General features: G+C 43.6%; 17 protein-coding genes. 7 read left to right on the top strand and 10 right to left on the bottom strand.

What is annotated here, in order from left to right; genetic code table 11:
- Window positions 1–562 precede the first annotated feature (562 nt).
- The 4 genes from HXY43_RS26695 (at window position 563) to HXY43_RS26680 (ending at window position 9,124) form a co-directional block, all read left to right on the top strand.
- Window positions 563–3,517 carry an esterase-like activity of phytase family protein gene (locus HXY43_RS26695; protein WP_290890280.1) on the top strand — a complete coding sequence of 985 codons (2,955 nt, stop codon included), beginning with the start codon at window positions 563–565 and terminating at the stop codon, window positions 3,515–3,517.
- Between the two features lie 116 nt (window positions 3,518–3,633).
- Complete coding sequence (locus HXY43_RS26690) at window positions 3,634–4,392, top strand: peptidylprolyl isomerase (protein ID WP_290890277.1); 759 nt, start codon at window positions 3,634–3,636, stop codon at window positions 4,390–4,392.
- A gap of 124 nt (window positions 4,393–4,516) precedes the next feature.
- Window positions 4,517–7,429, top strand: coding sequence for a type I secretion system permease/ATPase (locus HXY43_RS26685; RefSeq protein ID WP_290890274.1), 2,913 nt, complete (start codon window positions 4,517–4,519; stop codon window positions 7,427–7,429).
- Between the two features lie 117 nt (window positions 7,430–7,546).
- Complete coding sequence (locus HXY43_RS26680) at window positions 7,547–9,124, top strand: HlyD family efflux transporter periplasmic adaptor subunit (RefSeq protein WP_290890271.1); 1,578 nt, start codon at window positions 7,547–7,549, stop codon at window positions 9,122–9,124.
- A gap of 88 nt (window positions 9,125–9,212) precedes the next feature.
- On the opposite strand, the gene HXY43_RS26675 is transcribed toward HXY43_RS26680, so the two are convergent.
- The 5 genes from HXY43_RS26675 to HXY43_RS26655 form a co-directional block, all read right to left on the bottom strand.
- Entirely contained in the window at window positions 9,213–9,557 is a 345-nt protein-coding gene (locus tag HXY43_RS26675) for an antibiotic biosynthesis monooxygenase (RefSeq protein ID WP_290890269.1), read from the bottom strand.
- A gap of 145 nt (window positions 9,558–9,702) precedes the next feature.
- A complete protein-coding gene (locus HXY43_RS26670) occupies window positions 9,703–9,891 on the bottom strand; it encodes a hypothetical protein (protein WP_026734612.1) in 189 nt (62 codons plus the stop codon).
- A 23-nt stretch (window positions 9,892–9,914) separates the two neighbouring features.
- Window positions 9,915–11,156, bottom strand: coding sequence for a hypothetical protein (locus HXY43_RS26665; protein WP_290890264.1), 1,242 nt, complete (start codon window positions 11,154–11,156; stop codon window positions 9,915–9,917).
- A gap of 419 nt (window positions 11,157–11,575) precedes the next feature.
- On the bottom strand, window positions 11,576–11,764 hold the full coding sequence (locus tag HXY43_RS26660; protein WP_026734614.1) for a hypothetical protein: 189 nt from the start codon (window positions 11,762–11,764) through the stop codon (window positions 11,576–11,578).
- 367 nt (window positions 11,765–12,131) lie between these two features.
- Window positions 12,132–12,746 carry an AI-2E family transporter gene (locus HXY43_RS26655; protein ID WP_290890260.1) on the bottom strand — a complete coding sequence of 205 codons (615 nt, stop codon included), beginning with the start codon at window positions 12,744–12,746 and terminating at the stop codon, window positions 12,132–12,134.
- A 450-nt stretch (window positions 12,747–13,196) separates the two neighbouring features.
- Between HXY43_RS26655 and HXY43_RS26650 the strand changes: the two genes are divergently transcribed.
- Window positions 13,197–15,947, top strand: a complete 2,751-nt coding sequence (locus tag HXY43_RS26650; protein WP_290890257.1) for a cation-transporting P-type ATPase — start codon at window positions 13,197–13,199, stop codon at window positions 15,945–15,947.
- Window positions 15,948–16,172: 225 nt separating this feature from the next.
- On the opposite strand, the gene HXY43_RS26645 is transcribed toward HXY43_RS26650, so the two are convergent.
- From HXY43_RS26645 to HXY43_RS26630, 4 genes are all read right to left on the bottom strand, one after another.
- A complete protein-coding gene (locus HXY43_RS26645) occupies window positions 16,173–16,868 on the bottom strand; it encodes a rhomboid family intramembrane serine protease (protein ID WP_026734622.1) in 696 nt (231 codons plus the stop codon).
- A 619-nt stretch (window positions 16,869–17,487) separates the two neighbouring features.
- Window positions 17,488–18,885 (bottom strand): magnesium transporter, encoded by a 1,398-nt coding sequence (gene mgtE / locus HXY43_RS26640; RefSeq protein WP_290890253.1) that lies wholly within the window; start codon window positions 18,883–18,885, stop codon window positions 17,488–17,490.
- 475 nt (window positions 18,886–19,360) lie between these two features.
- On the bottom strand, window positions 19,361–19,714 hold the full coding sequence (locus tag HXY43_RS26635) for a phage holin family protein (RefSeq protein WP_290890250.1): 354 nt from the start codon (window positions 19,712–19,714) through the stop codon (window positions 19,361–19,363).
- Between the two features lie 253 nt (window positions 19,715–19,967).
- Window positions 19,968–21,269, bottom strand: a complete 1,302-nt coding sequence (locus tag HXY43_RS26630; RefSeq protein ID WP_290890247.1) for an ATP-binding protein — start codon at window positions 21,267–21,269, stop codon at window positions 19,968–19,970.
- Window positions 21,270–21,520: 251 nt separating this feature from the next.
- On the opposite strand from HXY43_RS26630, the gene HXY43_RS26625 reads away from it, so the two are divergent.
- Window positions 21,521–22,126, top strand: coding sequence for a hypothetical protein (locus HXY43_RS26625; protein WP_290890244.1), 606 nt, complete (start codon window positions 21,521–21,523; stop codon window positions 22,124–22,126).
- A gap of 49 nt (window positions 22,127–22,175) precedes the next feature.
- Here HXY43_RS26625 and HXY43_RS26620 read toward each other — a convergent pair whose 3' ends face one another.
- Window positions 22,176–22,853, bottom strand: coding sequence for a response regulator transcription factor (locus HXY43_RS26620; RefSeq protein WP_026734628.1), 678 nt, complete (start codon window positions 22,851–22,853; stop codon window positions 22,176–22,178).
- A 242-nt stretch (window positions 22,854–23,095) separates the two neighbouring features.
- Here HXY43_RS26620 and HXY43_RS26615 point away from each other — a divergent pair, with 242 nt between their 5' ends.
- Window positions 23,096–24,100: a sodium:calcium antiporter gene (locus tag HXY43_RS26615; RefSeq protein ID WP_290890240.1), complete on the top strand. Its 1,005-nt coding sequence runs from the start codon at window positions 23,096–23,098 to the stop codon at window positions 24,098–24,100.
- The last annotated feature ends 249 nt before the right edge of the window (window positions 24,101–24,349 follow it).

The following is a 24,349-nucleotide window of genomic DNA, read 5'->3' as shown; positions in this document are numbered from 1 at the left end:
TTAAATCACAACCTGTGTTAATCTAAAGTTAATAAAATTATTACTGAAAACTAAGGCAAAAATATATTATCCTTTAAATCAGCAATTTTAAAGTAAACAGGTCTATAGGTTTAAGTAACAGTGATTTTTTTAATCTTTTCTTGCTCTATATACATTTTTCAAGAGAAAAACACTCTTCTCTAAATCTATCTTTACTCATATAGAGATAGATGCTTTTGAGTTAACATAGTATACAAAGTCAAATTGTATACTATATTTATTACGGACTAACCAGATAGAGGATGAAAATTTGATACTAAGTAAAATTTTTACTTAGATAAACATCAAACATCTTCCAAAAAAAAGCTGACGCTCTTTTGGAAAAGGCTTAAAGGCAAAAGGGAAATATTTCTTTAGTCTTGCCGTGTTAGCTTTTGCCACAATCATCACTGCACCAAGATTCCGAATTACCTAGCTTCTGTAATAACTCCATCTGACGTTTATCAAAACTAGTTGCATTTGTTTGAGTCGAGTTTCTGAGTCAACCATTCAAAGTTTTTGATCTGATGAGAGCGGTTACACTATGACCGAGAATCTGCAAAAGAGCACAGACACAATTCGTTTTGCCCAGTTCAATGCTTCCCTAAACCGGAATACGGAGGGGCAGCTAATTGAAGATTTGTCTACGCCAGACAATCCTCAAGCTAAAACTGTGGCCGAGATTATTCAACGCACAAACCCTGATGTCATCAGCATTCAGGAATTCGACTATTACGCAGCTGACCCGACCAAGGCAGTCGATTTGTTTCGCAAGAACTACCTCGAAGTCAGCCAAAATGGAGCAGAACCCGTTCAATATTCTTACTTCTATATAGCTCCTGCTAATACGGGGGTTGCTTCTGGTTATGACCTCAACAATGACGGCAAGGTTGTGACAACGCCGGGGGAAAACGGTTATGGCGATGATGCCTTTGGGTTTGGCAATTTCCCTGGCCAATTTGGAATGCTGTTGCTGTCCAAATATCCAATTCAGACGGAAAACGTACGTACCTTCCAGAACTTCTTGTGGAAGGATATGCCCGATTCATTGCTGTCGACGATCGCTCTCCCTGATGCCGATACTCCTTGGTACTCTCAACAGGAGCAAGAGGTACTGAGGTTATCATCCAAGAGCCATTGGGATGTGCCAATTGAGGTGAACGGTGAGATTATTCATACTCTAGTCAGCCATCCGACACCTCCCGTATTCGATGGTCAAGAAGACCGAAACGGCAAGCGTAATTACGACGAGATTCGCTTCTGGTCAGACTATGTGACTCCTGGAGCAGGCGATTACATCTATGACGATAACGGCAACTCCGGAGGATTATCACAAAAAGAATCTTTCGTGATTCTAGGCGACCAAAATGCCGATCCGAACGACGGCGACAGCTACAACTTTGCGATTCGGCAGTTATTAAACAATCCCTATATAAACACTAGTGTCACACCAACCAGCTTAGGCGGGCCCGAACAAGCAGTTTTGGATGGTGAAAAGAATACCACCCATATCAGCGATTCGGCTTATGACACAGCAGATTTCAATGACACAAATCCAGGGAACATCCGTGTTGACTATGTTCTACCGTCCAAGACCTTAGAAATCAAAGATGCAGAGGTATTTTGGCCACTCACTACCGATCCACTCTATCGACTAGTGGGCGATCGCCAAGATGCCGCTACCACTCCTTCCTCAGATCACAGTTTAGTGTGGGCAGACTTAACTCGAAAACCTTTATCTATGAGCAAAACTACTTTAATTGGATTTTCCTCTCTTGAGGCAGATACCTTTGCCGACGGTTCACCGGCTGGTGCAAATGATGGCACAGGCAAACCCATTTCTGGCAATGGACGTACTGGGCCATTCCCGAATCAACCCGTCCAAGGTTTCAGTGGTGTCCAGTTTGCTGACTCAGATAGCTACTGGTTTTTGTCAGACAACGGCTTTGGCCGCCAGAGCAATAGTGCTGATTATTTGCTGCGAATTTACAAAGTCGATCCTAATTTCAAGACAGCTGATAATGGCAGTGGCAGTGCAGAGTGGACTGAATTTATTCAACTATCCGATCCCAACAAACTGATTGGATGGGAAATCGTCAACGAAACATCACCAGATCGCCAACTGACAGGGGCTGACTTCGATCCGGAATCGATAGTGTTGGCTGAGGATGGCACGATTTGGATTGGTGAAGAATTCGGACCCTACCTGCTGCATTTTGATAGCAATGGTGTGCTAATTGATGCTCCCATTGCCACCCCGAATATTTACCAGCATGATACTCTGGGCGGACAATACCCCGGGGATCAAGTTAGTTATCCCCAAAACAAAGAAGTTAAAGAATACAAACCGATCGAGCCTCTAACGCTTTCAGATGGCTTTGAAGCGATGAGTTACAGTCCCGATCGCCAAACGCTCTATCCCATAATGGAAAGATACGTTCCTGGCGATCCGAGTGAGTCTCGGCGTGTTTACAAATTTGATGTTGCATCTAAGTCCTTTAGCCAGGATTTGGTTGGTTACTATCAAGTAGACGGTTCCAGGCATTCAATCGGGGATGCGACTCCCATCAACGACACCGAATTCCTGGTCGTAGAGCAGGATGGAAAATACGGAGCAGAGGCGGAGTTCAAGAAAATCTTCAAAGTTGATATTTCCAAAACAAACGAGCAAGGGTATCTACAGAAAGAGGAAGTAGTTGATTTGCTCAATATTGCCGATCCCAACGACTTAAACGGCGATGGTAGCGATGTTTTTACTTTCCCCTTTCAAACCATTGAAGATATTTTGGTTCTGGACAACAATACAATCCTGCTTGCCAACGACAACAACTATCCTTACAACAATATCCGCAATTCATCAGAACCAGATGACAATGAATTGATCGAGATTGAATTGTCTACTCCTCTCAACCTTGACCCTCGCCTAGGAAAGCCCAAATCTGACACAATCATCTACGGTACATCAGGAGATGATTATTTTGATGATTATCTCTACGATCCGAATTCCGATAATGCCGCCCTCAATCCAGAGCAATTCTTTGGAGATAATCAAATCCTCTTTACCGGAGATGGCAATGACACAGTTGATGTCAGTCAATTTGGTAACGGCAACCAAATTGATACTGGTAATGGTGATGACATTGTATTGGCTGGTACTAGGAATATCATAGACGGCGGTTCAGGTAACGATAAGTTATATATTGGTTTTGGCGGGGGTGCAAATATTGTTACTGGTGGTGAGGGAGCCGATCGGTTTTGGATTGTTAGCGATGAGACAGACTTGCCAGCACAGCCCAATACTATTACTGACTTCAACAGTGCAGAGGGAGATGTAATTGGTTTGGGTGGCACTAGTTTTACCTTCGATTCGCTTGGCAGTGATTGGGCAATTCGCCAAGAAAATGACAACACAGTCATCCAAGTCTTTGGTCAAGATGTAGCTGTGTTACTGGGAATTCAGGCAAATACTCTCACCCAGACAAACTTTGTTTTTGCCTAAGGTAATGGCAAAAGAAGACGCGGAGAGACTGTATTAATAAATTCTCCACGTCCACACCCGTGTCCCCGTTTCCTATGCCCCATCATCGAAATTTTCTGCCCAGCACTTAGAAGAATATGAGCGTTGTTTTACAAGTTCGCGAACAAAAAGTAACAGCCGAAGAAATTGTGCCATTGTTGGCAAATTATCAGTTGTTGCCACAACTGTTACGAGAAATAATTATCGATCAGGCGATCGCACCTTATACTTGCACGCCAGAAGAACAAGAAAAAGCGTGTCAAGCGTTTTACATAAAACAGCGCTTAAAAACAGAAGCCGAACGTCAAGCTTGGTTACACCGTCGCGGGATGACTGCGGAACAAATCCTCAAATTAGTGACACGGGCATTACGATTGGAAAAGTTTAAGCAAGCTACTTGGAAAAATGAGGTAGATGCTTATTTCAACATTCGTAAACCATTGCTCGATCGGGTTGTATATTCTGTCATTCATACCAAAGATAGTGGTATCGCTCAAGAAATTTATTTCCGCCTGCAAGCAGGAGAGCAATCTTTTACAGAACTGGCTCCCAAGTACTCAATAGGCCCAGAGGCTCGTAACCAAGGCATCGTTGGCCCAGTAGAACTAGGTAAACTCCATCCCACTCTGGCAAAATTGTTGATGGTGAGTCAGCCAGGGCAACTCCTACCACCCACACCAATAGACCAGTGGTTTCTAATCCTCCGGTTAGAAAAAATACTTCCTGTAGAGTTAAACGAAGCCACACGCTGGCAGTTGCGGCATGAATTGTTTACCAACTGGCTAGAACAACAAGTCGCAGAACTCAAGCCTATAAACCACAACCAAGAAGCAGCAAACTTTGAACACAAAGAGTAAAACTCTTGTAAATTACTTCTTGTACCAGGTCTTACTTAGTGCCTTTGTGGCTTGGTGGTAAAAAATAATGTCTTTTTAAACCACTAAGACACCAAGGCACAAAGGTAAAATTTGTAATCGCTTTATGACCCAAACTGCTAACACAATCCAAACCTTTTTATCAGGTATCCCACCCTTTGAACAACTGCCAGCCAACAGGTTACAGCAGTTATCCAAAGAGTTGGAAGTGCGGCGCTATCGGATGGGGCAAACTATTCTACCAGTGCAAGAGTTGCCGCAATATGTAGGTATTATCTTTGCAGGACAAGCGCGATTGATCGGACATGACCCCCGCAATCAAATGCCCCTGACATTGCAACGCTTAGAACCTGGTGAAATAGTGGGATGGACAAGCTTGATGCGGGGTATCGTCTGCGAAAAAGTCATGGCTTCCTCAGAAGAGACACTCTGCCTTGCGCTTAAGCGTGAAGAATTCGTGACTCTTCTGAAAGAAGAATCAGTTCTCAAAGCTTACTTCCAGCAGCGATGCGGGGTTGCAGAAGCCTTTGATATCTTAGGCCAAGAACTGGTACGGCAAGAAAATGTCAACACAGACCTCAAGGAATTGGTGCTTTCGGCAGTATCGCAAGCAGTCGTATACTATCCCCCATGTGGCGAAACATCCTTGAGGCAGCTAGATGCTAACTTCGTTTGGTTTGTGAGTGGCGGACAAGTACCCAGTATTCCTGTAGGTAGCCGCCTTCATCTCACAAACCCAAGCATAAACCTGGAAGTCACAGAACCAGAATCTGTCCGCTTAGTTGGTTTTCCCATTGAGAGTCAAGAGTCAAGAGTCAAGAGTCAAGAGTCAAGATTTCTCTCCACTTCCCCCACTCCCCCTCAAAAATACCCCTGCGTCCGCGACTCCTCCCGTAACGCCACGCTTGCCTGTTTTCAAATGGTGAGTCAGTATTTTGGGATGCCGTTTCGGCGGGAAGTGATTCGCAAGGCGATCGCCAATAACCATAAAGACCAGACAAAACCAGTTTCATTGCAATTGTGTGGGGCAATTGCCGACTTTATGGGGTTAAATCCCCAATTGGTAAAAGTACCAGCTAGTGCTATTGGTCGTTTGCCTGTACCTGCCTTAATTCATTGGCAAAATAGCATGGCGGTGGTTTATGAAACGAGCGATCGCAATATAGTTTTAGGCGTACCAGAACGCGGGATTGTTCGCCAAAAAATATCAGAGTTTATTAAAACTTGGGGTGAGCAAGCCCAGGTATTATTACTGACAGCAACCGCAGCCACGCCAAAGCAAAAATTTGGCTTAAGTTGGTTTTTGCCTTCCCTCAACCGTCATCGCGTAGTTTTAATAGAAGTTCTAGTAGCGTCGTTCTTTGTGCAGCTGTTTGGACTTGCCAACCCGCTGATGATTCAAGTGATCATCGATAAGGTGTTGGTACAAAACAGCATCGACACCTTGCAAGTGTTGGGTATATTTTTACTGTTAGCAGCGGTGTTTGAAGCAATTCTTGGCACTTTGCGTACTTACCTGTTTGCTGAAGCCACCAACAGAATTGACTTGGCCCTTGGTTCAGAAATTATCGATCACTTACTGCGTTTGCCACTGCGCTACTTCGATCGCCATCCGGTGGGAGAATTGGCAACCAGGGTGAATGAGTTAGAAAACATCCGCCAGTTTCTCACAGGTACTGCCCTGACTGTGGTCTTAGATTCCATCTTTTCGGTGATCTATGTCATTGTCATGGTGATCTATAGCTGGGTGCTAACACTGGTATCTTTATCTACCATTCCCTTGTTTGCCCTAGTCAGCTTGGTAGCAGCCCCAGTAGTGCGGCGACAACTGCGGGAAAAAGCTGAACGAAATGCCGAAACCCAATCTTATTTGGTGGAAGTGCTTTCTGGTATTCAAACCGTCAAAGCCCAGAATATCGAATTGCGTACCCGTTGGCAATGGCAAGAACACTATGCCCGTTATGTTTCATCTGGGTTTAAAACGATTGTAACTGCCACTGCTGCCGGGTCGGCAAGTAATTTTCTCAATCAACTATCTGGGTTACTGGTGTTGTGGGTAGGAGCCTATTTGGTACTCAAAGGCCAGCTTACACTAGGACAGTTGATTGCTTTCCGAATTATTGCTGGCTACGTTACTAGTCCATTGTTGCGTTTATTACAATTGTGGCAGAACTTTCAACAAACAGCCCTATCCCTAGAACGTCTCGGTGATATTGTCGATACGCCGCAAGAAGTTACAGAAGTAGACCAGAATAATATTCCTATGCCCTTGATTCAGGGCGCTGTCACCTACGAAAACCTCTCCTTCCGCTTCACAGCCAGCGGTTCGCTTCAGTTAGACAATATCAATTTAGAGTTCCCTGCTCAAACAGTAGTGGGAATTGTTGGGATGAGTGGTTCCGGTAAAAGTACGTTGATGAAATTGTTACCGCGCTTGTATGAACCAAACTCAGGTCGGATTCTGATCGACGGCTATGACATCAGTAAAGTCGAATTGTATTCACTGCGATCGCAAATTGGCATTATTCCCCAAGACACGCTGTTATTTGACGGTACAGTTCTAGAAAACATTGCCCTGACTAACCCCGAAGTCACAACTGAAGAAGTGATCGTAGCTGCCAAACTTGCAGTTGCCCACGACTTCATCATGAACTTGCCCAACGGCTACAACACGCGAGTCGGCGAACGCGGTTCAGCACTTTCCGGAGGACAAAGGCAACGCATCGCTATTGCCCGTACCATTCTGCAAAATCCCCAGTTGCTGATTTTAGATGAAGCTACAAGCGCCCTCGACTATGACACTGAAAAGCAAGTATGCCGCAACTTGATGCAAGCTTTCCAAGGAAGGACGATGTTCATCATTACTCACCGTCTCAGCACCATTCAACAAGCAGACGATATTGTGCTCATGCATCAAGGCAAAGTAGCAGAACGCGGTACTCATGCTCAACTTATGGCCAAGCACGGTCGTTACTACCATCTGTATCAACAACAGGATGCGCTATTAGTCAATAGTTAGTAGTTAGTAGTTAGTAGTTAGTAGTTAGTAGTTAGTAGTTAGTAGTTAGTAGTTAGTAGTTATTTTTCCTACTCTCCCCACCTCCCCATCTCCCCCACTCTTCCAAACAAGAGGTTTATGATGAATTCCTCCAACGATCCTCACTCTCATCGGCAGTCAATTTCAACCAGCAATAGTTACACGCAAAACGGTGTAAATCCAGTTTCTGTTCTTGAGGAAACGCCCTTGACGACTCCTCCCGAGACACCGCTAGAATTCAAAAGATTTGACCAGCCTGTAGTTTTGCGACAGTCATCAACTTTACCAAGGGCGGTGGCGTGGACTTTAATTGGTGTTACTACCGCAGCGGTAGTCTGGGCTTGTGTCGCACAATATGAAGAGGCTGTTTCTGCTCAAGGTAAACTCGAACCAGAAGGTGCAGTTACAGAAGTACAAGCACCGATGGCGGGGGTAGTGAAAAGGATTTTGGTGCGAGATGGGCAAAAAGTTAAGCAAGGTGATTTACTCCTCGCCCTAGATCCGACAGTTGACAGTGCCGAACAAGTTTCACTGCTAAAAATTCGCGCTGCTTTGCTACAAGAAAATCTTTATTACCAGATGCAGATGCGTGGTGTGACTTCCCCAAACACCAGACTGCTGCCATCGCTACCCTCACAACAGAATTATTTAACAAAACACCGGGCAGAATTAGTTGCTGAAAATCAACTTTATCGACTGCAATTGACTGGTGCATTGAATGCTGGGGGATTAACTACAGAACAACAGGCACGATTGCAGTCTGCCCAAGCGGAGGTGCGATCGCGCATTAATACTGCCAAATTAGAGGTAGACCAGTTGCAAAGGCAGTTACAAGAAACTCTAGTCCAGTTGGCTAGTGCTAAAGATTTGCTAGCGGTAGAACAAACAATTCTCAAAGACTTAACCCCTTTAGCAACAGAGGGGGGAATAGCCAGAAACCAATATTTGAAACAGCAACAGCAAGTTCGTAGTCGGCAAGCAGAAGTAGATCAACTTGTTCAACAACAAAAACGAATTCAGTCTGCAATTGCACAAGCGGGTGAAAAAGTACAAAATGCGATCGCCCAAAGCAAAAACGACTTGCTAGTTAAAATTGCTGACAATCAAAAGCGTATTGCTGAAATTGACAGTCAGCTAACTAAAGCAATTGTCGACAACGGACAGCGCATTGCCCAAATTGATAGCCAAATCAGCAAAACCCAACAAAACTTACGTTACCAAGAACTCAAAGCCCCTGTTTCAGGCACAGTCTTTGATTTACAAGCCCACACCCCAGGCTTTGTTACCAATCCATCGGCACCTGTTCTGAAAATAGTTCCTAATGAATCACTCGTAGCACAAGTCTTCATCACCAACCGTGACATTGGCTTTGTCAAAGAAGGCATGAAAGTCGATGTCAGAATTGATTCATTTCCTTTCAGTGAATTTGGGGATGTCAAAGGAAAATTAACTTGGATTGGTTCCGATGCCCTACCCCCAGACGAAATTTATCCATTCTACAGATTTCCCGCCAAAGTCGTTCTTGAACGTCAATCTCTTGTAATTAACGGTCGTGAAGTTAACCTCCAATCTGGGATGTCAGTAAGTACCAATATCAAACTTCGCAAACGCAGTGTCGCTAGTATTTTTACTGATATGTTTACTAAGAGGATAGAAAGCCTGAAATTCGTCAGGTAATAGGAAATAGGTTAAAAGTAAAAGGGAAAAGATTAAATGATAAAGGTAATAATCTTTTCCCCTGACAGTTTCCCCATTTCCCATTCCCTTAATCGACTGGAACTTGTTTATCTACTGCTGGCTCAATTTCACAGACAAGTTCATAGAAAGAAGTATTAGGAGCCTTCACAAACAAAGGACTCATCTTGTCTAAAATTTTTTGGTAAGCCTCGCTGTGATTTGCTTCCATATCACCGATGTTGTCCCAAAAAATTACGGCGATACCTTTGTCAGTCCCTGGTTGTTGCAGCAAATAGGCTTTTTTGAAGCCTTTAGTATACATTGATACAGCTTGTTCGTAGAGTTTTTTGGCTTCTTCAAACTTGCCTGGTTTAAATTCTCCCACAGCAACATAAGCATATTGATGTCTGAGAAAATCTTGGAAGTCACTCATGTTTGTCTCCTTGGCAAATAGCGATCGAGAAGCCAGAATGTTTCTGGAAACTCAGTTTAAATTTAATGGTTTGGCGTACGTTGTTCAAGGGGAATAAGGACTTCCAGCGTCTAGTATCTGGCAGCCAGTACCAGAAATCTCCTTCTCAACCACTTCTTTTGTCAAGCTTCTTCATCAATTCCTCAGCCATATCAATTGCCAGTAAAATCAGGTCTTGCTCTTGTGTGCCCTGGGCCATATCATCAGACACTTGGGCGTAAATGTGAGGATTAGCAAGCATTCCAGCTAATAACTGTGTGGCAATTTGTTTGATTTCAGTCGTTTTGGCATCCATATCGACCTCATTTGTTAGAAGTACTAACCTACAGCAGTGGCAAAGTTGGATTTTGTAAGCATTTTGACAACATAGTCATCCCGGTAAATCTCAGCCTTGAGCGGCTTATAGATTAGTTCGTACCAAGCATGACCTACCCGTGTATCAAACCCCTGTGGTTGACCTCGCATGAACATGTGCAGGCATTTTACATACTTGCCTGGTAATAACTGCCAGGAAAAATAACTTGTATTTCCCTCATGAGGGTGTGTCACTGTGTCTATATGTACGTTAGTTGCCAAGCCGTAAGCAGGATAGGGAGGTATAGCAGAACCAACAGCATACCAATCAGGCATGGGGAATACAGGCTCTATGTCTTCTGTAAGTCCCATGTTCATATGGGCAAAGTAGCGAACAGCAAAACTGAGGTTAACTACTTCTAGTTCACCTATAATCTTGTTTTCTTCACCCTTTGGTTTGGCTTTGATGAATAGTTCCTCAACTAGGTAGTCTGCACCAGCGTAAAGGCTAATGACCCGGTAAAGTTCGCACACTAAATGATGGTTAATGCCTGTGTTCGGATCTATACCAATATAGTCAAAAGGTTCGGAGGCAATAGTGACGCTAGCTCTTACAGGGCCACTCGATTGGGATACAAGCCGATAAGAATGATTAAACAGATAAACTTCATAGTAAGGTGATTTGGGGTGGGGAGGCCCTGGTAACAAAAGCTCAGCAACTTGCATACAGCGCTTTTCTGGGTCTTGTCCCAACCATTCACCTTTTGCTGCTAAGAAGGGATCAAGAAGTTCCTGACGATCGAGCTGTACGCTCGTGGCTGAACCACTAAACCAGTTTCGCTTGTCGTCTTCTGGTGTAGGTATCAAATTGAACCAAACAATCAAGCGACTGTTTACTAGTCTGACTCCTCGCGCCTCCCCCATAGCTCCGTAGACGACTTCTAAAAATGGTTCACCCAATTCTGGAGGCATCGGCTTACCCCAGTCTAGTCTCACAAAGCTGGAAGCGAGTATGTCATCTTCCGAACTCGGTGGGATTGCTTTTGGCAGGCAGAAAACCAAGGTATCGCGAGTCGGATCGTCGGGATCAATTTGATCTACTTGGGCGTTTATCGGTGTATGTGAGAGGTCGCGGAGATCGCTTAATACTAGTTCGTCTGGGGAAATTTGGAATACTTGGGCAATTGGTTGCCAGGGTACGGAGACATAACCCCCTCGCCAGTAGTTTGAGGGATTGAAAAGAGATAATAAACGAACGGATGGCATAAGTCTGCCCTCCTGAGATTTTTTGATGATGATATTTGATAGAAAATGACAGTTGTCTCAGGTATTACCCCATTCTCTGTAAGAGTAGAAGAGCCAGAGGCTCTAATTCTTGTTACCAAGTTGAACCTGGTAACGAGAGTTTGGAGGCGGAGCCTCCTTATGGTTGCAACTAATACAAGGTGTGGACTTAACAGCGTATAGTTACGTTTCTCTCTATGTTTTAAGATTAAAAAGAAAATTTGAAGAAGTTGTGAGGAAATTCCAGAAGGTATATTTGTGTTTTTAGAGTAGTGGCGATCGCTCCCGTTTTCCATTTTGAATTGTAGAAGCGATCGCTCTCTACATCTGTACACAGATCTTATCGCTTGTAACGAGGATTAGTTTTTTTGAATTCGCTTGCTCAATCGCTCCACAATCTCCTAGGGTAACGGATCTGGCACATCATCGAAGGGCAGAGGCTTCAGGAATTCTGTATCTTCTTGTAATTGTTCATCTTTTCCTTCCCAAGAATAGTTGCATATTTTACTTTGCAGCAATCTACCAAACATCGTATTAATAGCAAAGGCGAAGAAATCTATAAAAATCACATCCAAAGCACGGTAAATCATTGGTATCTCTCGAATTTTTATTTCACACGACGTGGCGCTTTCCACTTCTAAAATTTCTTCAAGTTTCTACAGAAATTCTCCAGATCAAAAATTGTGATTTAGGACAGGCATAACTGTGATTTTCGTCCGACCGTGTCACAAATCCCTGTGATAGGGTGCGATCGCTCTTTAAAGCTGCTCAGCACGATAGTCTTCTCTAGCGCTTCTATGAGGTTGCTGCTTGGAAACCCTCAAGCCTCGTTACCAGGTTCAACCTAGTAAGCTAAAAGGCATTTAATTTGCATTTTCAAAAAAATCAAATTCTTGTGGGGTGGGCGTCTCGCCCGCCCTGATTATGCAACTTAAATGCACATCAGCTTCACGAGAATTAAGAGCCTCTAGCTGTTCTTGAGAATGGTGTCACCTCACACAGCAGGACGTATGTTGTTAATGCGTTCTGAAGACGTTCACCATCTAGCAACATGAAAAAAGCCACAACGGCGATCAAAATTATATCAACTAAGCTGGCAAGTAATCTTTGAACTGTCGCGAAACCAACACCGATTCCTGCTAAAGCTTGATTTCGTAGTTCTTCTTCAACGGCACTTAAATCAACTTGCAAATTCCACTTATCTAACAAAGCTTCTAGTCGTTCTAACAAAAATATTATGAAGTTGACAAACTCTGGGAATTGACTGAGTAATTGTTGTCCCTGAGATAAAGCTGCAACACCGATTGTGAATGTAAAACCAACAAGAATTAAAATACTTAATAAAAATACTAAAATCACTGCTAAAGTGTGCGGTAAAAAACGCTGCACCCACTGCACAGGATAATTAAGCAGAAATGCTAAAACTGCTGCCAAAGTAAAAATCACAATTACTGTTGAAAAATAAGCCAAAACTTGGACTATTCCCCACCCAAGGGCAAAAAATAGTAAGTACTGAACTAATTTTGTGGTACTTATTTGTTCTAACAAATTCTTTGATTGTGATTTGCTCATTTCTATTTGAATAAATGTTTAAAGGGGACTGGGGATTAGGGACTGGGGATAGGGAATAAGTAATTTCCCCATCCCCGATCCCCAGTCCCGGGAGCGGCAATTCCTCCCCACCTTTAAGTTATCTATGTCATCTACCATAAGTAAGAGGTTGGCTTGAAGTTAACTGAGCGCATTGCACTCACTTTTGAATCACATTTGTTTTTAATACTAGATTTACAGGTCAACTTTAATAATTAGCTAACTATTAGAACAACAGCTAATAGTCTTAATTTACCCTGTCAACCAATAGGGGTATAAGGGTGTAGGAATAATAATAGTGCAAGTATCCTTTTTTCTGGACTAGATTCTTCCCCCTATACCCCCATACCCTTACTCCCCTAAATCCGTCCATAGGCGCAGCCTTTCCGTAGGGTAGGGGTTTGGTCAGTGTTAAATATAAGGGCGAATAAGATGACAGCAACACCACAAGAGATAATTCGGTCAAGTCAATGGCATCATCTGTCTGTACAAGAAGTAACTCGGCATTTAGATAGTAATTTAGAAACTGGTTTAACCTCTGCTGTTGCGGCAAAAAAACGTGAGCATTTTGGTGCGAACGAACTCAAGAGCAAACCTGGAAAAAGTCCATTGCTAAGATTTCTCTTGCAATTTCACCAACCGCTGCTGTACATCTTGTTGATTGCGGGTGCAATTAAGGCAATACTTGGGCAGTGGGTGAATGCTGGGGTAATTTGGGGCGTAACTCTGATTAATGCCATTATTGGTTTTGTTCAAGAATCTAAAGCGGAAAGTGCGATCGCCGCTTTAGCTTCCTCAGTACAAACCAATGCAACCATCATTCGCAACGGTCAAAAGATGCAAGTTCCTTCCACAGAGTTAGTACCAGGGGATGTGGTACTGCTTGCTTCTGGAGACAAAGTACCAGCCGATTTGCGTCTGGTGCGGGTACGGAATCTGCAAGTGAATGAATCGGCACTCACGGGCGAATCAATTGCAATTGAAAAAAACACGCAACCGCTTAATCTAGATGCACCCTTAGCAGAACGTACCAATATGGCTTATGCTGGTAGCTTCGTGACGTTTGGTACGGGCAAGGGTATTGTTGTTGCGATTGGAGATGCCACAGAAACCGGGCGCATTTCCCAGCTAATGGAACAAGGAACTAGCCTGAAAACGCCATTAACCCGCAAATTTGACAAATTTAGCCGTACCTTGCTGTACATCATTTTAGGGATAGCAGCATTGATGTTTGCAGTTGGATTGGGATACGGCTACTCCTGGACAGAAATGTTTGAAGCAGCGATCGCCTTCGCTGTCAGTGCCATTCCCGAAGGATTACCAGCTGTTGTTACCGTTACACTGGCAATAGGTGTTTCCCGCATGGCGCAGCGTCACGCCATTGTTCGCAAGTTGCCAGCAGTAGAAACCCTCGGCGGTGCTACAGTTATCTGCTCTGACAAAACTGGTACGCTCACTGAAAACCAGATGACTGTACAAGCAATATATGCAGGAGGTCAACATTATACTGTCACTGGTGTAGGCTATGCCCCCGAAGGAAAAATTTTACTCAATGAAAAGCCAGTAAATAGGAACCATTTTCCTGCTCTTGCAGAATCTCTCAAAGCCGGATTGTTATGTAATGATTCGCACCTGGAAAAAAAGGACGGGCAGTGGCAGGTTGTTGGCGACCCCACAGAGGGAGCATTGATAGCTGTTGCCAATAAAGTTGGGTTTACCCGCAGCAGCTTAGAAGAGGAAATGCCCAGGTTGGATGTCATTCCGTTTGAGTCTGAGTTCCAATACATGGCAACTTTGCACGAAGACTCGTCATTGACAAATGAACAAGAGCACAGAACTATCTACGTTAAAGGTTCAGTCGAAGCAATTCTCAAACGTTGTCAACAGATGTTGGATGCTGAGGGAAACCTTGCTCCTGTGAATGCAGAAACGGTGCATCAGGAAGTTGATGCAATGGCTCATCAGGGTTTACGGGTGCTAGCGTTTGCAAAGAAATCTGTGCCAGATGTAGAGACGTTGCATGCAACGTCTCTACAACATGCAGATATCGAAAATGATTTGATTTTCTTGGGATTGCAGGGGATGATCGATCCGCCTAGAACAGAAGCAATCAAAGCGGTGCAAGCCTGTCAAGATGCTGGGATTCAAGTCAAAATGATTACAGGCGACCATGCAGTAACGGCACGGGCAATAGCTCAAAGTATGGGCTTCCACAAAAACGGCAAGGTTCTGGCTTTTACAGGAAGCGAACTTGCTCGAATGGATAAATCTGAACTCGCCACGGCCATAGAAGATGGGGTGGTGTTTGCTCGTGTTGCGCCAGAACAGAAACTCCGCATCGTCGAAGCATTACAATCCAAAGGCGAAGTCGTCGCCATGACGGGGGATGGTGTCAACGATGCACCCGCCCTCAAACAGGCAGATATTGGTATTGCGATGGGAGGTGCAGGTACAGAGGTAGCAAAAGAAGCTTCAGATATGATTTTGACCGATGATAACTTCGCCTCTATAGAAGCTGCGGTTGAGGAAGGGCGAACTGTTTATCGGAACTTACTCAAAGCGATCGCCTTTATCCTACCTGTCAACGGTGGCGAATCGATGACAATTTTAATTAGTGTACTGCTTGCTAGAGCACTGCCGATTTTGTCTTTACAAGTTCTGTGGTTGAATATGGTTAATTCCATCACCATGACTGTACCCTTAGCCTTTGAACCGAAGTCTGAACGGGTGATGCAACAACCACCGCGTAACCCCCGTGAACCGTTGCTTTCCCAAAGTTTACTCAAGCGCATCCTAGCAATTTCCATCTTTAACTGGATTTTGATTTTTGGCGTATTTGAATGGATACGACAAACCACAGGAAATATCGATTTAGCCCGCACAATGGCAATTCAGGCTTTAGTAGCAGGAAGAATTTTTTATCTTTTAAGTATTAGTCAATTAGGAAGTGCTTTGATTGCCAGACTTCGAGGAATTAGACAGAGAATTAACGATGCCTCAGCCATTGGAATTGGAATTGCTTGTACTGTAATTTTGCAGATAATTTTCAGTCAGTGGAGTGTGATGAATCTCTTATTTTCTACAGCACCACTGAACTTAAATCAATGGTTGATTTGCTTGCTGATAGGGTTGCCAATGGTTGTAGTAGCCGCGCTAGTCAACCGCTTTGACCCTCTTGACTGAGTTAGTTGATCGCTCAATAAAAGGGAACAGGGAACTCTTAACAGGGAACAGGGAGGTAGATATGTGTTGATTTTTTTCAAAAATTAAATATGAGTTCTAATATTCCGTTCAGTTTTTTGTGAAAATTACTGTTTTGTAGAGACGTAATAGTGCAACGTGCGATCGCCACATTCATCGCTGGGCCCGCAAACGGGGCAATCAGCTGAATGCCAAAATTTTCATGTTCTAGCGCCGCTTGTACAAGCCGAATAGAGGAGCAAGAATTGCTCCAAAGACGAAGCCTCCTGCGTGTGCCCAGTAGGCAATTCCCCCACCTTCCATCCCGATATTGGAGCGAGCCTGTAAGCTGGCGATACCATAGAAAGCTTGCTGGATAAACCAAAACCCAAGAAAGAAAAATGCGGGAATTCGTATTGTGGTCAAGAAAAATCCCAGAGGAACTAAAGTGAGAACTTCGGCTCTTGGAAAACGAAGAATGTATGCACCTAAAACTCCGGCAATAGCACCACTAGCACCCAAGGAAGGAATCGTCGAATTTTGTGAAAAGAACCACTGGGACAGTGCTGCTAAAACGCCGCACGTCAGATAAAAAATTAAATATTTCACATGACCTAAGCGATCTTCAATATTGTTACCAAAAACCCATAAAAACAGCATATTTCCTGCCAGGTGCAAAAAACCGCCATGTAGGAATTGGGATGTAATCAAGGTCATCCACTCTGGTATCACCTGATTATCCAAGCCAGTGGGGCAAGTGCTTGAAAGTTGGCATGGTACTAGTGCCGCAGCGTAGAAAAACCTTTGCAATTGTTGCGGTGTCAGGCTCAGTTGATAAAGAAAAACAAGGATATTGGTAATAATTAGCCCGTAGGTGACATACGGGGTAATTGTTGTTGGGTTGTTATCTCGCAGAGGAACCACAATTGTTTTTCCTGATAATTGCTACTTGAGAATACTTAGAAGTTATAGCCGATTCATAGATATTATTTCCTTTTCATCCTGTTGTCTTTAGTATTGACAACAAAAGTGAGAGGCTATTTATAAACAAAATATTAAGTCATGCTAGTAGGGTGTGTTACGGCACGACGTGACAAAAATATAGCGAGGAGATCCAATTGAGTAGTGGTGTGACCGGGCTAATTTGGTGCATAAATATAACTATTGTAGGGTGGGTCAGACAGCCCGCACAGGACAGGAAAGATGCCTGTTCCACAAGAAAACCATAATGCAACATTTTAGGTTTGCCACGCCACTACAACTACTGGATAATTTATTTTTTGGTATTCCCTTAGAGTCTTTTCATCGAAAACGCTTCTGTCTACGTTGATGATTCTGCCTGTCTGAATGCGGTTGTTGGGATTGTTGAGATTCGTTTTGTACGATCATCACCATCAAAGGTGCAAGAGAAAATACTGTGTAATAAGCCAAGGATTATGCCAACAGAGATACTTCGTTAGATTGCCACTCTGAAAATGTTTCTTTTAAAAGTCTCCAAACTTGTCTTAAACTCATAATAAAAATCAGTTGGCTAGCAGCCTCTTTATAGTTGTAAAATTGCTCTAGCTAGCATTAGATAAATAAAAACTCCCAAAACATCTACAAGAGACGTAATAAAAGGAGCTGACATTAAGGCTGGATCTAAACCGATCGCACCAAATAAAAAAGGTAAGCCAGAACCTGAAACAGCTGCTAAGATAGTAATTGCCAGCAAACTCATCCCTACAGTAATTGCTATTGGCAAACTACCTTCAAGCAAGTAAGCCCAGAAAATCACTGCTATCCCTAACATCACTCCCAATAGTGCTCCTGTGATTGTTTCCCGCGTCACAACTTGCAAAGCTTTTTTGATGCCAACTTCCCTAAGATTAAGACCTCGAATTACCACTGTTGAAGATTGTGCTCCGACATTTCCACCTGCGTCAATCAATAAGGGAATGAAGGCAGCTAAGGCAACAACTTGTTCTAAAACATTCTCCTGAGCACTGATAACAGCAGTAGTACCAGTATTGGCAAGTAAGAGAACAAATAGCCAGACCACCCGTTTACGAGCTGCTGTCAACACGTTCGTCTGGAAATAGTTATCGCCCCCAGCTTCCACGCCACCTAATTTGTAAATATCTTCCGTGGTTTCTTGCTCTAAGACATCCAGCACGTCATCCACAGTCACAATACCAACGAGACGCTGTTCTGTATCCACTACAGGCACAGCTAATAAGTCGTAGCGTTGGATAATTTGCGCTACTTCTTCTTGGTCTGTATCCGTTTGAACGAAGACCACATCACGGGTCATAATTTCACCCAACCTTTGCTCTGGCTGGGCAATCACTAAATCTCTAAAGGAAAGAGTTCCCGTGAGACGGCGTTCTCTATCAGTCACGTAAAGGTAGTAGATAATTTCAGTGGCACTAGCTAAAACGCGAACCCGCTCAATAGCTTGGCTAACTGTTAAATCCTCCTTCACAGAAAGATATTCTGTGGTCATGATCCGCCCAGCAGTACCCTCTTTGTAGCCTAGAAGTAGGGCAGTAGCTTCGCGTTCAGCTGGACTGAGTTGTTGCAATAGACGCTGGACGACAACAGCGGGTAACTCGTCAAATAGTCGCGCTCGATCGTCTGGCGACATCTTATCTACAATGTCAAGAACTTCTTGCTGCCTTAATTCTGCAATCAAGGACTGCTGGATGCTGGAGTCGAGATATTCATAGACTTCGATTGCCTCTTGTTTGGAAAGTAAGCGAAAAGCTATAGCCTGCATAGCTTTTGGCAAACCCTCAATAGCTTGGGCAATATCCGCAGGTTGTACGGGTACCAATAGGGCTTTTGCTCCCTGGAAGTTTTCTTGTTGTAGCAGTGCTTCGAGTTGCGATCGCACTAACTCCACAAGTTCTTGTCGGGACACACTCAGTTGGCGTGGAGAGGAAGGTGGATTCTCAGTCAAAAGGCACCTCCTTGATGCAGACTTACATTCAAACCTTTTAAATCAAAATACAAAATATTTAAATTTTTGATTCACACATAAAGAAATCCCTAACCCCCAAATATTACTAGACAATCATCCAGGAATATGGGGGTGAGGAAACATATCAACTCTTGCACCAAAAAAGTGAATCAGTAATTCACCTTTTTGATTTGCAATTTAGTTAAATCCGCCATAACTAACCCTTTCAAGGTGTAATATATTTTTCTTGGTGTCTTAGTGTCTACCCTGCGGGAAGCCGCTGCGCGTCTATGTGGTGAAAAAATTGACTTTTGAACCACCAAGGCACTAAGACACAAAGATGAAAAGCCCAAAATTCGGGAAATTTTTTGAGGATTTTTACCCACCTTGAAAGGGCTAATCCGCCATAACTAACTTCAGTATAGGCAGTAAATGTGAAGAGAAAGTGACAGCAGTAGAAGTAAATTAAACAATCTTAAGTTACATTTCTGACGAAAAGTCCCAGTACTGTAGAAACAATCGTCAGAACAACAGAGGCTAACAATGCAGATAAGAAACCAGCAACAACAAAACCAGGAACGAGGAATCCTACCAGCCAAAGCATGAGCGCATTAACGACAAAAAGAAATAAACCTAGCGTGATAATTGTAAGGGGAAGCGTCAAAATCACCAAAAAAGGTCGAACAATCGCATTGACTAAGCCTAAAATCAACGCGGCAAGTGCAGCTGTGCCAAAAGTGTTAAACTCAAAGCCTGGTACAAAATAGGCTGTAAGCAATAGTGATAGAGCTGCAACTAGCCAAGTTAGTAAGAAGTTCACTATCAACATGCTTCAAATATCGTTCCTGGTCAAAGTTTGATACCAGTTTTAAAAATTGTAAATAGGGCAGATGGGGATATGAAAAAGTCAAAAGTCAAAAAACTTTTGACTTTTCCCCATTGCCCGATCTGTCACAACACGTGTGGGTTCTAAACCCACCACACACAACAGTTAGAGGTCTAAAGGAGTGTAACCTCCTTCTCTAGCTATCTTCAGTATTGCCAAAAAATGTGAACAGAAAGTGACGCACTCACTACCGCGACTACTTGAGTGGCAAAAAAATTTGAAAAGTTGACCCCTTATCGATGACACTTTTGACATTAATATGACCAGCGTGTGCAGAGACGATTTGTTGGACAATTGATAACCCTAAACCATATCCGCCAGTTTTGCGCGTTCGCGAAGCGTGCGCCACGCGCACTCGCTTTTTATCCACCCGATAAAACCGCTCAAAAATATGCGGTAAATCAGCTTCAGGAATACCGATACCATTGTCTACAACTTCAATCACAGCCCAATTTGACTGGGTGAACAGCCGTAGCTGAACCTGACCTCCAGGGGGAGTATATTTACAGGCATTAGTGAGTAAATTAACTACTGCTTGACGCAGCAAGTCGGCATCACCCAGCACAATCACACTAGTAGTTGGTAAAGTATAAGTTAGATTGAGATGTTTTGCAGCCTCTTGGGTTGCATATTCATCTGCTATCTGTAAAAGCTCACTCTTCAAGTCAACTTCTTGTAAGGAATCAGGTGATAATCGACCTGCATGGCGCGCGAGAAACAGCAGATTATTCACCAGAGTACTCATTGACTTGGCGACATCAAGAATTTTCTCGAAGCGCTGACGCTGCATTTCGGGACTACTAGATTGAGAAATTAACCCGTATTGGGCATTACTAGTAATAGCTGACAAAGGCGATCGCAATTCATGGGAAGCATCAGCTGTGAAGCGTTGTAACTGGTTGTAGCTGTCACGAATGGGTTGCATTGCTATTCCCCCCAAACACCAACCAGCTAAACCGATAACTCCTAAGGTCACTGGTACTGTCAAAAGTAAAACCAATCGTAACTGAGCCAGATTATTTTGTACAGATGCTAGCGGCGTTGCAACTTGGAGATAACCGATTAATAAATTATCCTGGTAGACGGGCAGCGTTAACTGACGGAGCCAAGTAACGGTGGATGCTCCCTTTGAGGAGTAAAACGTGGTTTTGAGAGTGTGAAAACCAGGGGTGATTGTCAACTGCGCCTCTGGAGTCGTACCGAAAAATTGCACCAGTTCCCCTTTGGTGTCGTACCAACGCGCATATACGAATTCAGTACCCAGTGGTGGTACGTTACTTCCTAAAAGCGGCACATTTTCTAGATCTAGCTGTTTTTTACGCAGCTCGTACTTTGCGTTCACCGCCATGACTCTGGATTTTTTGTAGAGTAAGCGATCAAGATCCTCTAGTTCGTCTAAGACTGCTTGATAGTAAATTACTCCCGCAAAAATAACCAAAATGCTCCCCATCGTGAGGGTAAACCATAGAGCTAAATTACTGCGACTACAATGAAACATGAAAATTAGGCGAGAGGCTTATACTATGCAGATGTAGCTAAAATCCTCTGAAAGCGCGTTTGTGAAAGTATTGGCGCAATAGTCGTTTATTTTACTACCTAGGCTAGAAAAACCAAACATATCAGGATATCTTTCATCACTTAGATTCTTATAAAGCGTGAGTGTGAAAAAGTTTTTGCACAACAATTGTGACACTCGGTTTATCCAAATTTTAATCTGCCTACTTGCTGCCCAACTAAGTTCGTTGCCATATGTCCTTGTCCCACTTATTGCAAAAACTGCACTCTTCCAAGTTAGAATATTTGCTGCCTCTGCCGCTGCTTCTAATTGCTTTTGGACTTGGTGGTGAATCGTTGACAAATCTACTATTGAGTCGTTCCTACCCTACACTAGACAAGCTCCAAGCTGATACGCAAACGGTAAAGGTGCAGGTTGCAGCCAATGTGGTAGTAACCGAAGTGAAAATTGAAAAAGAGCAGGAGTTTACCGAAGTTGAACTTAAAACCGCAAACTCTGTACTCAAAAAGTTAACTTTCAAAGTTCCAGTCACAGAATTAAGCAAGGCAAAAGCCATAATTGCTAAAGAACTGGGAGTATCTGGTGAAGTAGAAACTCTGCAAGCTGATACACAAATGCAAGTGCGATCTACGGTTCAAGTGCTAGGAATACTAGCTGAAATAGAAAAAAAGCAAGGAATTACAAAAATTGAGGTCAATACCGCCAACTCCATACTTAAAAAGTTAGAATTTGAGTTGCCAGTCACAGAATTCAGCTCTGTAAAAGCCATGATTACCCAAGAACTGGGATTGTCTCATGAAGATGCCAGGATGTTAGTCAGCTATCGGGTAAAAAATTAGCAAGCATTCAAAATTAAAAGAATAATTCTTAATTTTTTACTTTTTATGTTTAATTGTCTGGAGCTTTTAAGCTATAACCCATACCGTAGACAGTTTTAATCCAATCCGCTGCACCAACTAACTGCAAGCGATGCCGCAATTTGCGTACTAACACAGTCAACGCATTACTTTCCGGTTCCGTACCCCACTCCCACAATGCTTCTTCAATCTGTTCGCGGGTTAAGACTTGATTGCGGTGACGCATTAGGTACTCTAGCAATTGAGCTTCCCGTGGTGATATTTCTACACTTGTGTGGTTGCGTTCAACAGTTAAGTTACTTAGATGCAGTTGTAAATCTGCAACACGGAGAATATCTCCCACCCACTGAGGAGAACGCCTCGATAGCGCACGTACCCGTGCTAAGAGTTCCACTAAGTCAGCAGGTTTGACAAGATAGTCATCTGCTCCTGCATCTAAACCTGTGACTTTATCAGGTGTGGTATCCTTGGCACTAAGCATCAACACAGGTGCAGTTTTGCCAAGAAGTCGATACTGATGACACAGACTTAACCCGCTGATTGTAGGCAACATCCAGTCCAAAATTAACAAGTCGTACTCTTTTTTGGACAAGAGCCATTGTGCAGTTTCTCCGTCTTCAACGCCATCGACAATATATCCAGCTTCCGATAGTACACCTTGTAATGGCTCTAATTGTTCGGGATCGTCTTCTACCAGCAATATCCGCATAAAGATTTTTTGGCAACCAACGCAACTAAAATTGCCAACCTCCCTATTTATGGTAGAAAAACCAAACCTACCTCTCTTCTTCCACCAGTAATATTTCTGATTGTAGGTTGTGGATACCTGGATTGATGCTTTATCCTACTCCTCCTGCTATTTTCAAACATAAGGAAACAGTTTGTTGTATTCCGCAATCCGCACAGTATTGTCAGGCATCAATATAGCATCCCAGCATCAGGAGACAAGCCATGTTGCTTTTGATTCAGGTAGTTTTATGTATCGTTCTAGTGGTCATCGTCGGTACATGGCTTTCACGCAGCGCCGATATCCTGGCTGAAAAGACTGGTTTGGGGCGTACTTTGGTTGGTGCGATCCTGCTGGCGGGTGTTACTTCCTTACCAGAGTTGGCAACAGGGATCAGCGCCGTTGCTGTGTTCAATGCACCGGATCTGGCAGCAGGAGGTATCTTTGGTAGTTGCTTGTTTAACCTGTTCATCCTGGCGCTACTGGATATCGTGACTGGGCCTGAGCCCCTGTTTCAACGAGCGCACATCAGTCACGGATTGGCGGCTGGTTTGGGGTCTATATTGCTAGGTATTGCAGCTGCTGGGATGTTGCTTGCTCAAAGCAACTATAATTTGACTCTGGGCTGGGTTGGCATTCCCAGTATTTTACTGTTCGTAGTTTATTTCCAAAGCACACGCATAATTGCTCAGTTTGAGCGACGAAGACGTGCTGAAGTGCTGGAGGTGGAAGCTGAAGTTTTTCAATATGAACATATCAAGCGCCAGCAGGCGTATCTGATGTTTGGGTTGCTTTCAGCAGCAATTGTGGTATTGGGGGTGTGGTTGGCATTTTTGGGCGATCGCGTTGCAGCAGTGACAGGATTGGGGGAAAGTTTTATCGGAGCATTACTACTAGCAGCAACTACTTCACTACCGGAAGTTGTTGCTGGACTAGCAGCGATTCGACTCAATGCTGTGGATCTAGCAGTTTCCAACATCTTTGGTTCCAATATTTTTAATATGGCAATTTTGGGGGTTTACGACATAGCCTATTTCCGGGGCGATTTGTGGTCTCACATCAGTTCTGTGCATATCTTCACAGCAATTGTGGCATTGATAATGACTTCAGTGGCAATTGTTGGGTTAATTTACCGCGCTGTACGCCCATCACGACTGTACATCTCCTGGGATGGGCTGTCACTAATTGCCCTCTATATCGGCGGAATGTATATTATCTATCGCAGTTGAGAGACAATATCGCGGTTCTCGTTTGAATGAGGTAGGTGGGTAGGGGCAATTCATGAATTGCCCCTACAACTTCACTCAATTGGGAACCGCGATAGCAGCAAACGCTTGGTCTGAAGGCGCGAACAAGGTATAAGAGGATGTCTGAGAAGTAAGAAAGCCCACATAACGGTATCCTGTCAGTAGAAAAAATACTTAAGTATGACAGCGTTATGAGAGCTATGAATCCATCGTACCCAAGTAATCTGACTT

The sequence above is a fragment of the Fischerella sp. genome (genome assembly GCF_013388695.1).
Taxonomy (GTDB): Bacteria; Cyanobacteriota; Cyanobacteriia; order Cyanobacteriales; family Nostocaceae; genus PCC9605.
This window is presented reverse-complemented; position numbering and strand designations above follow the sequence as displayed.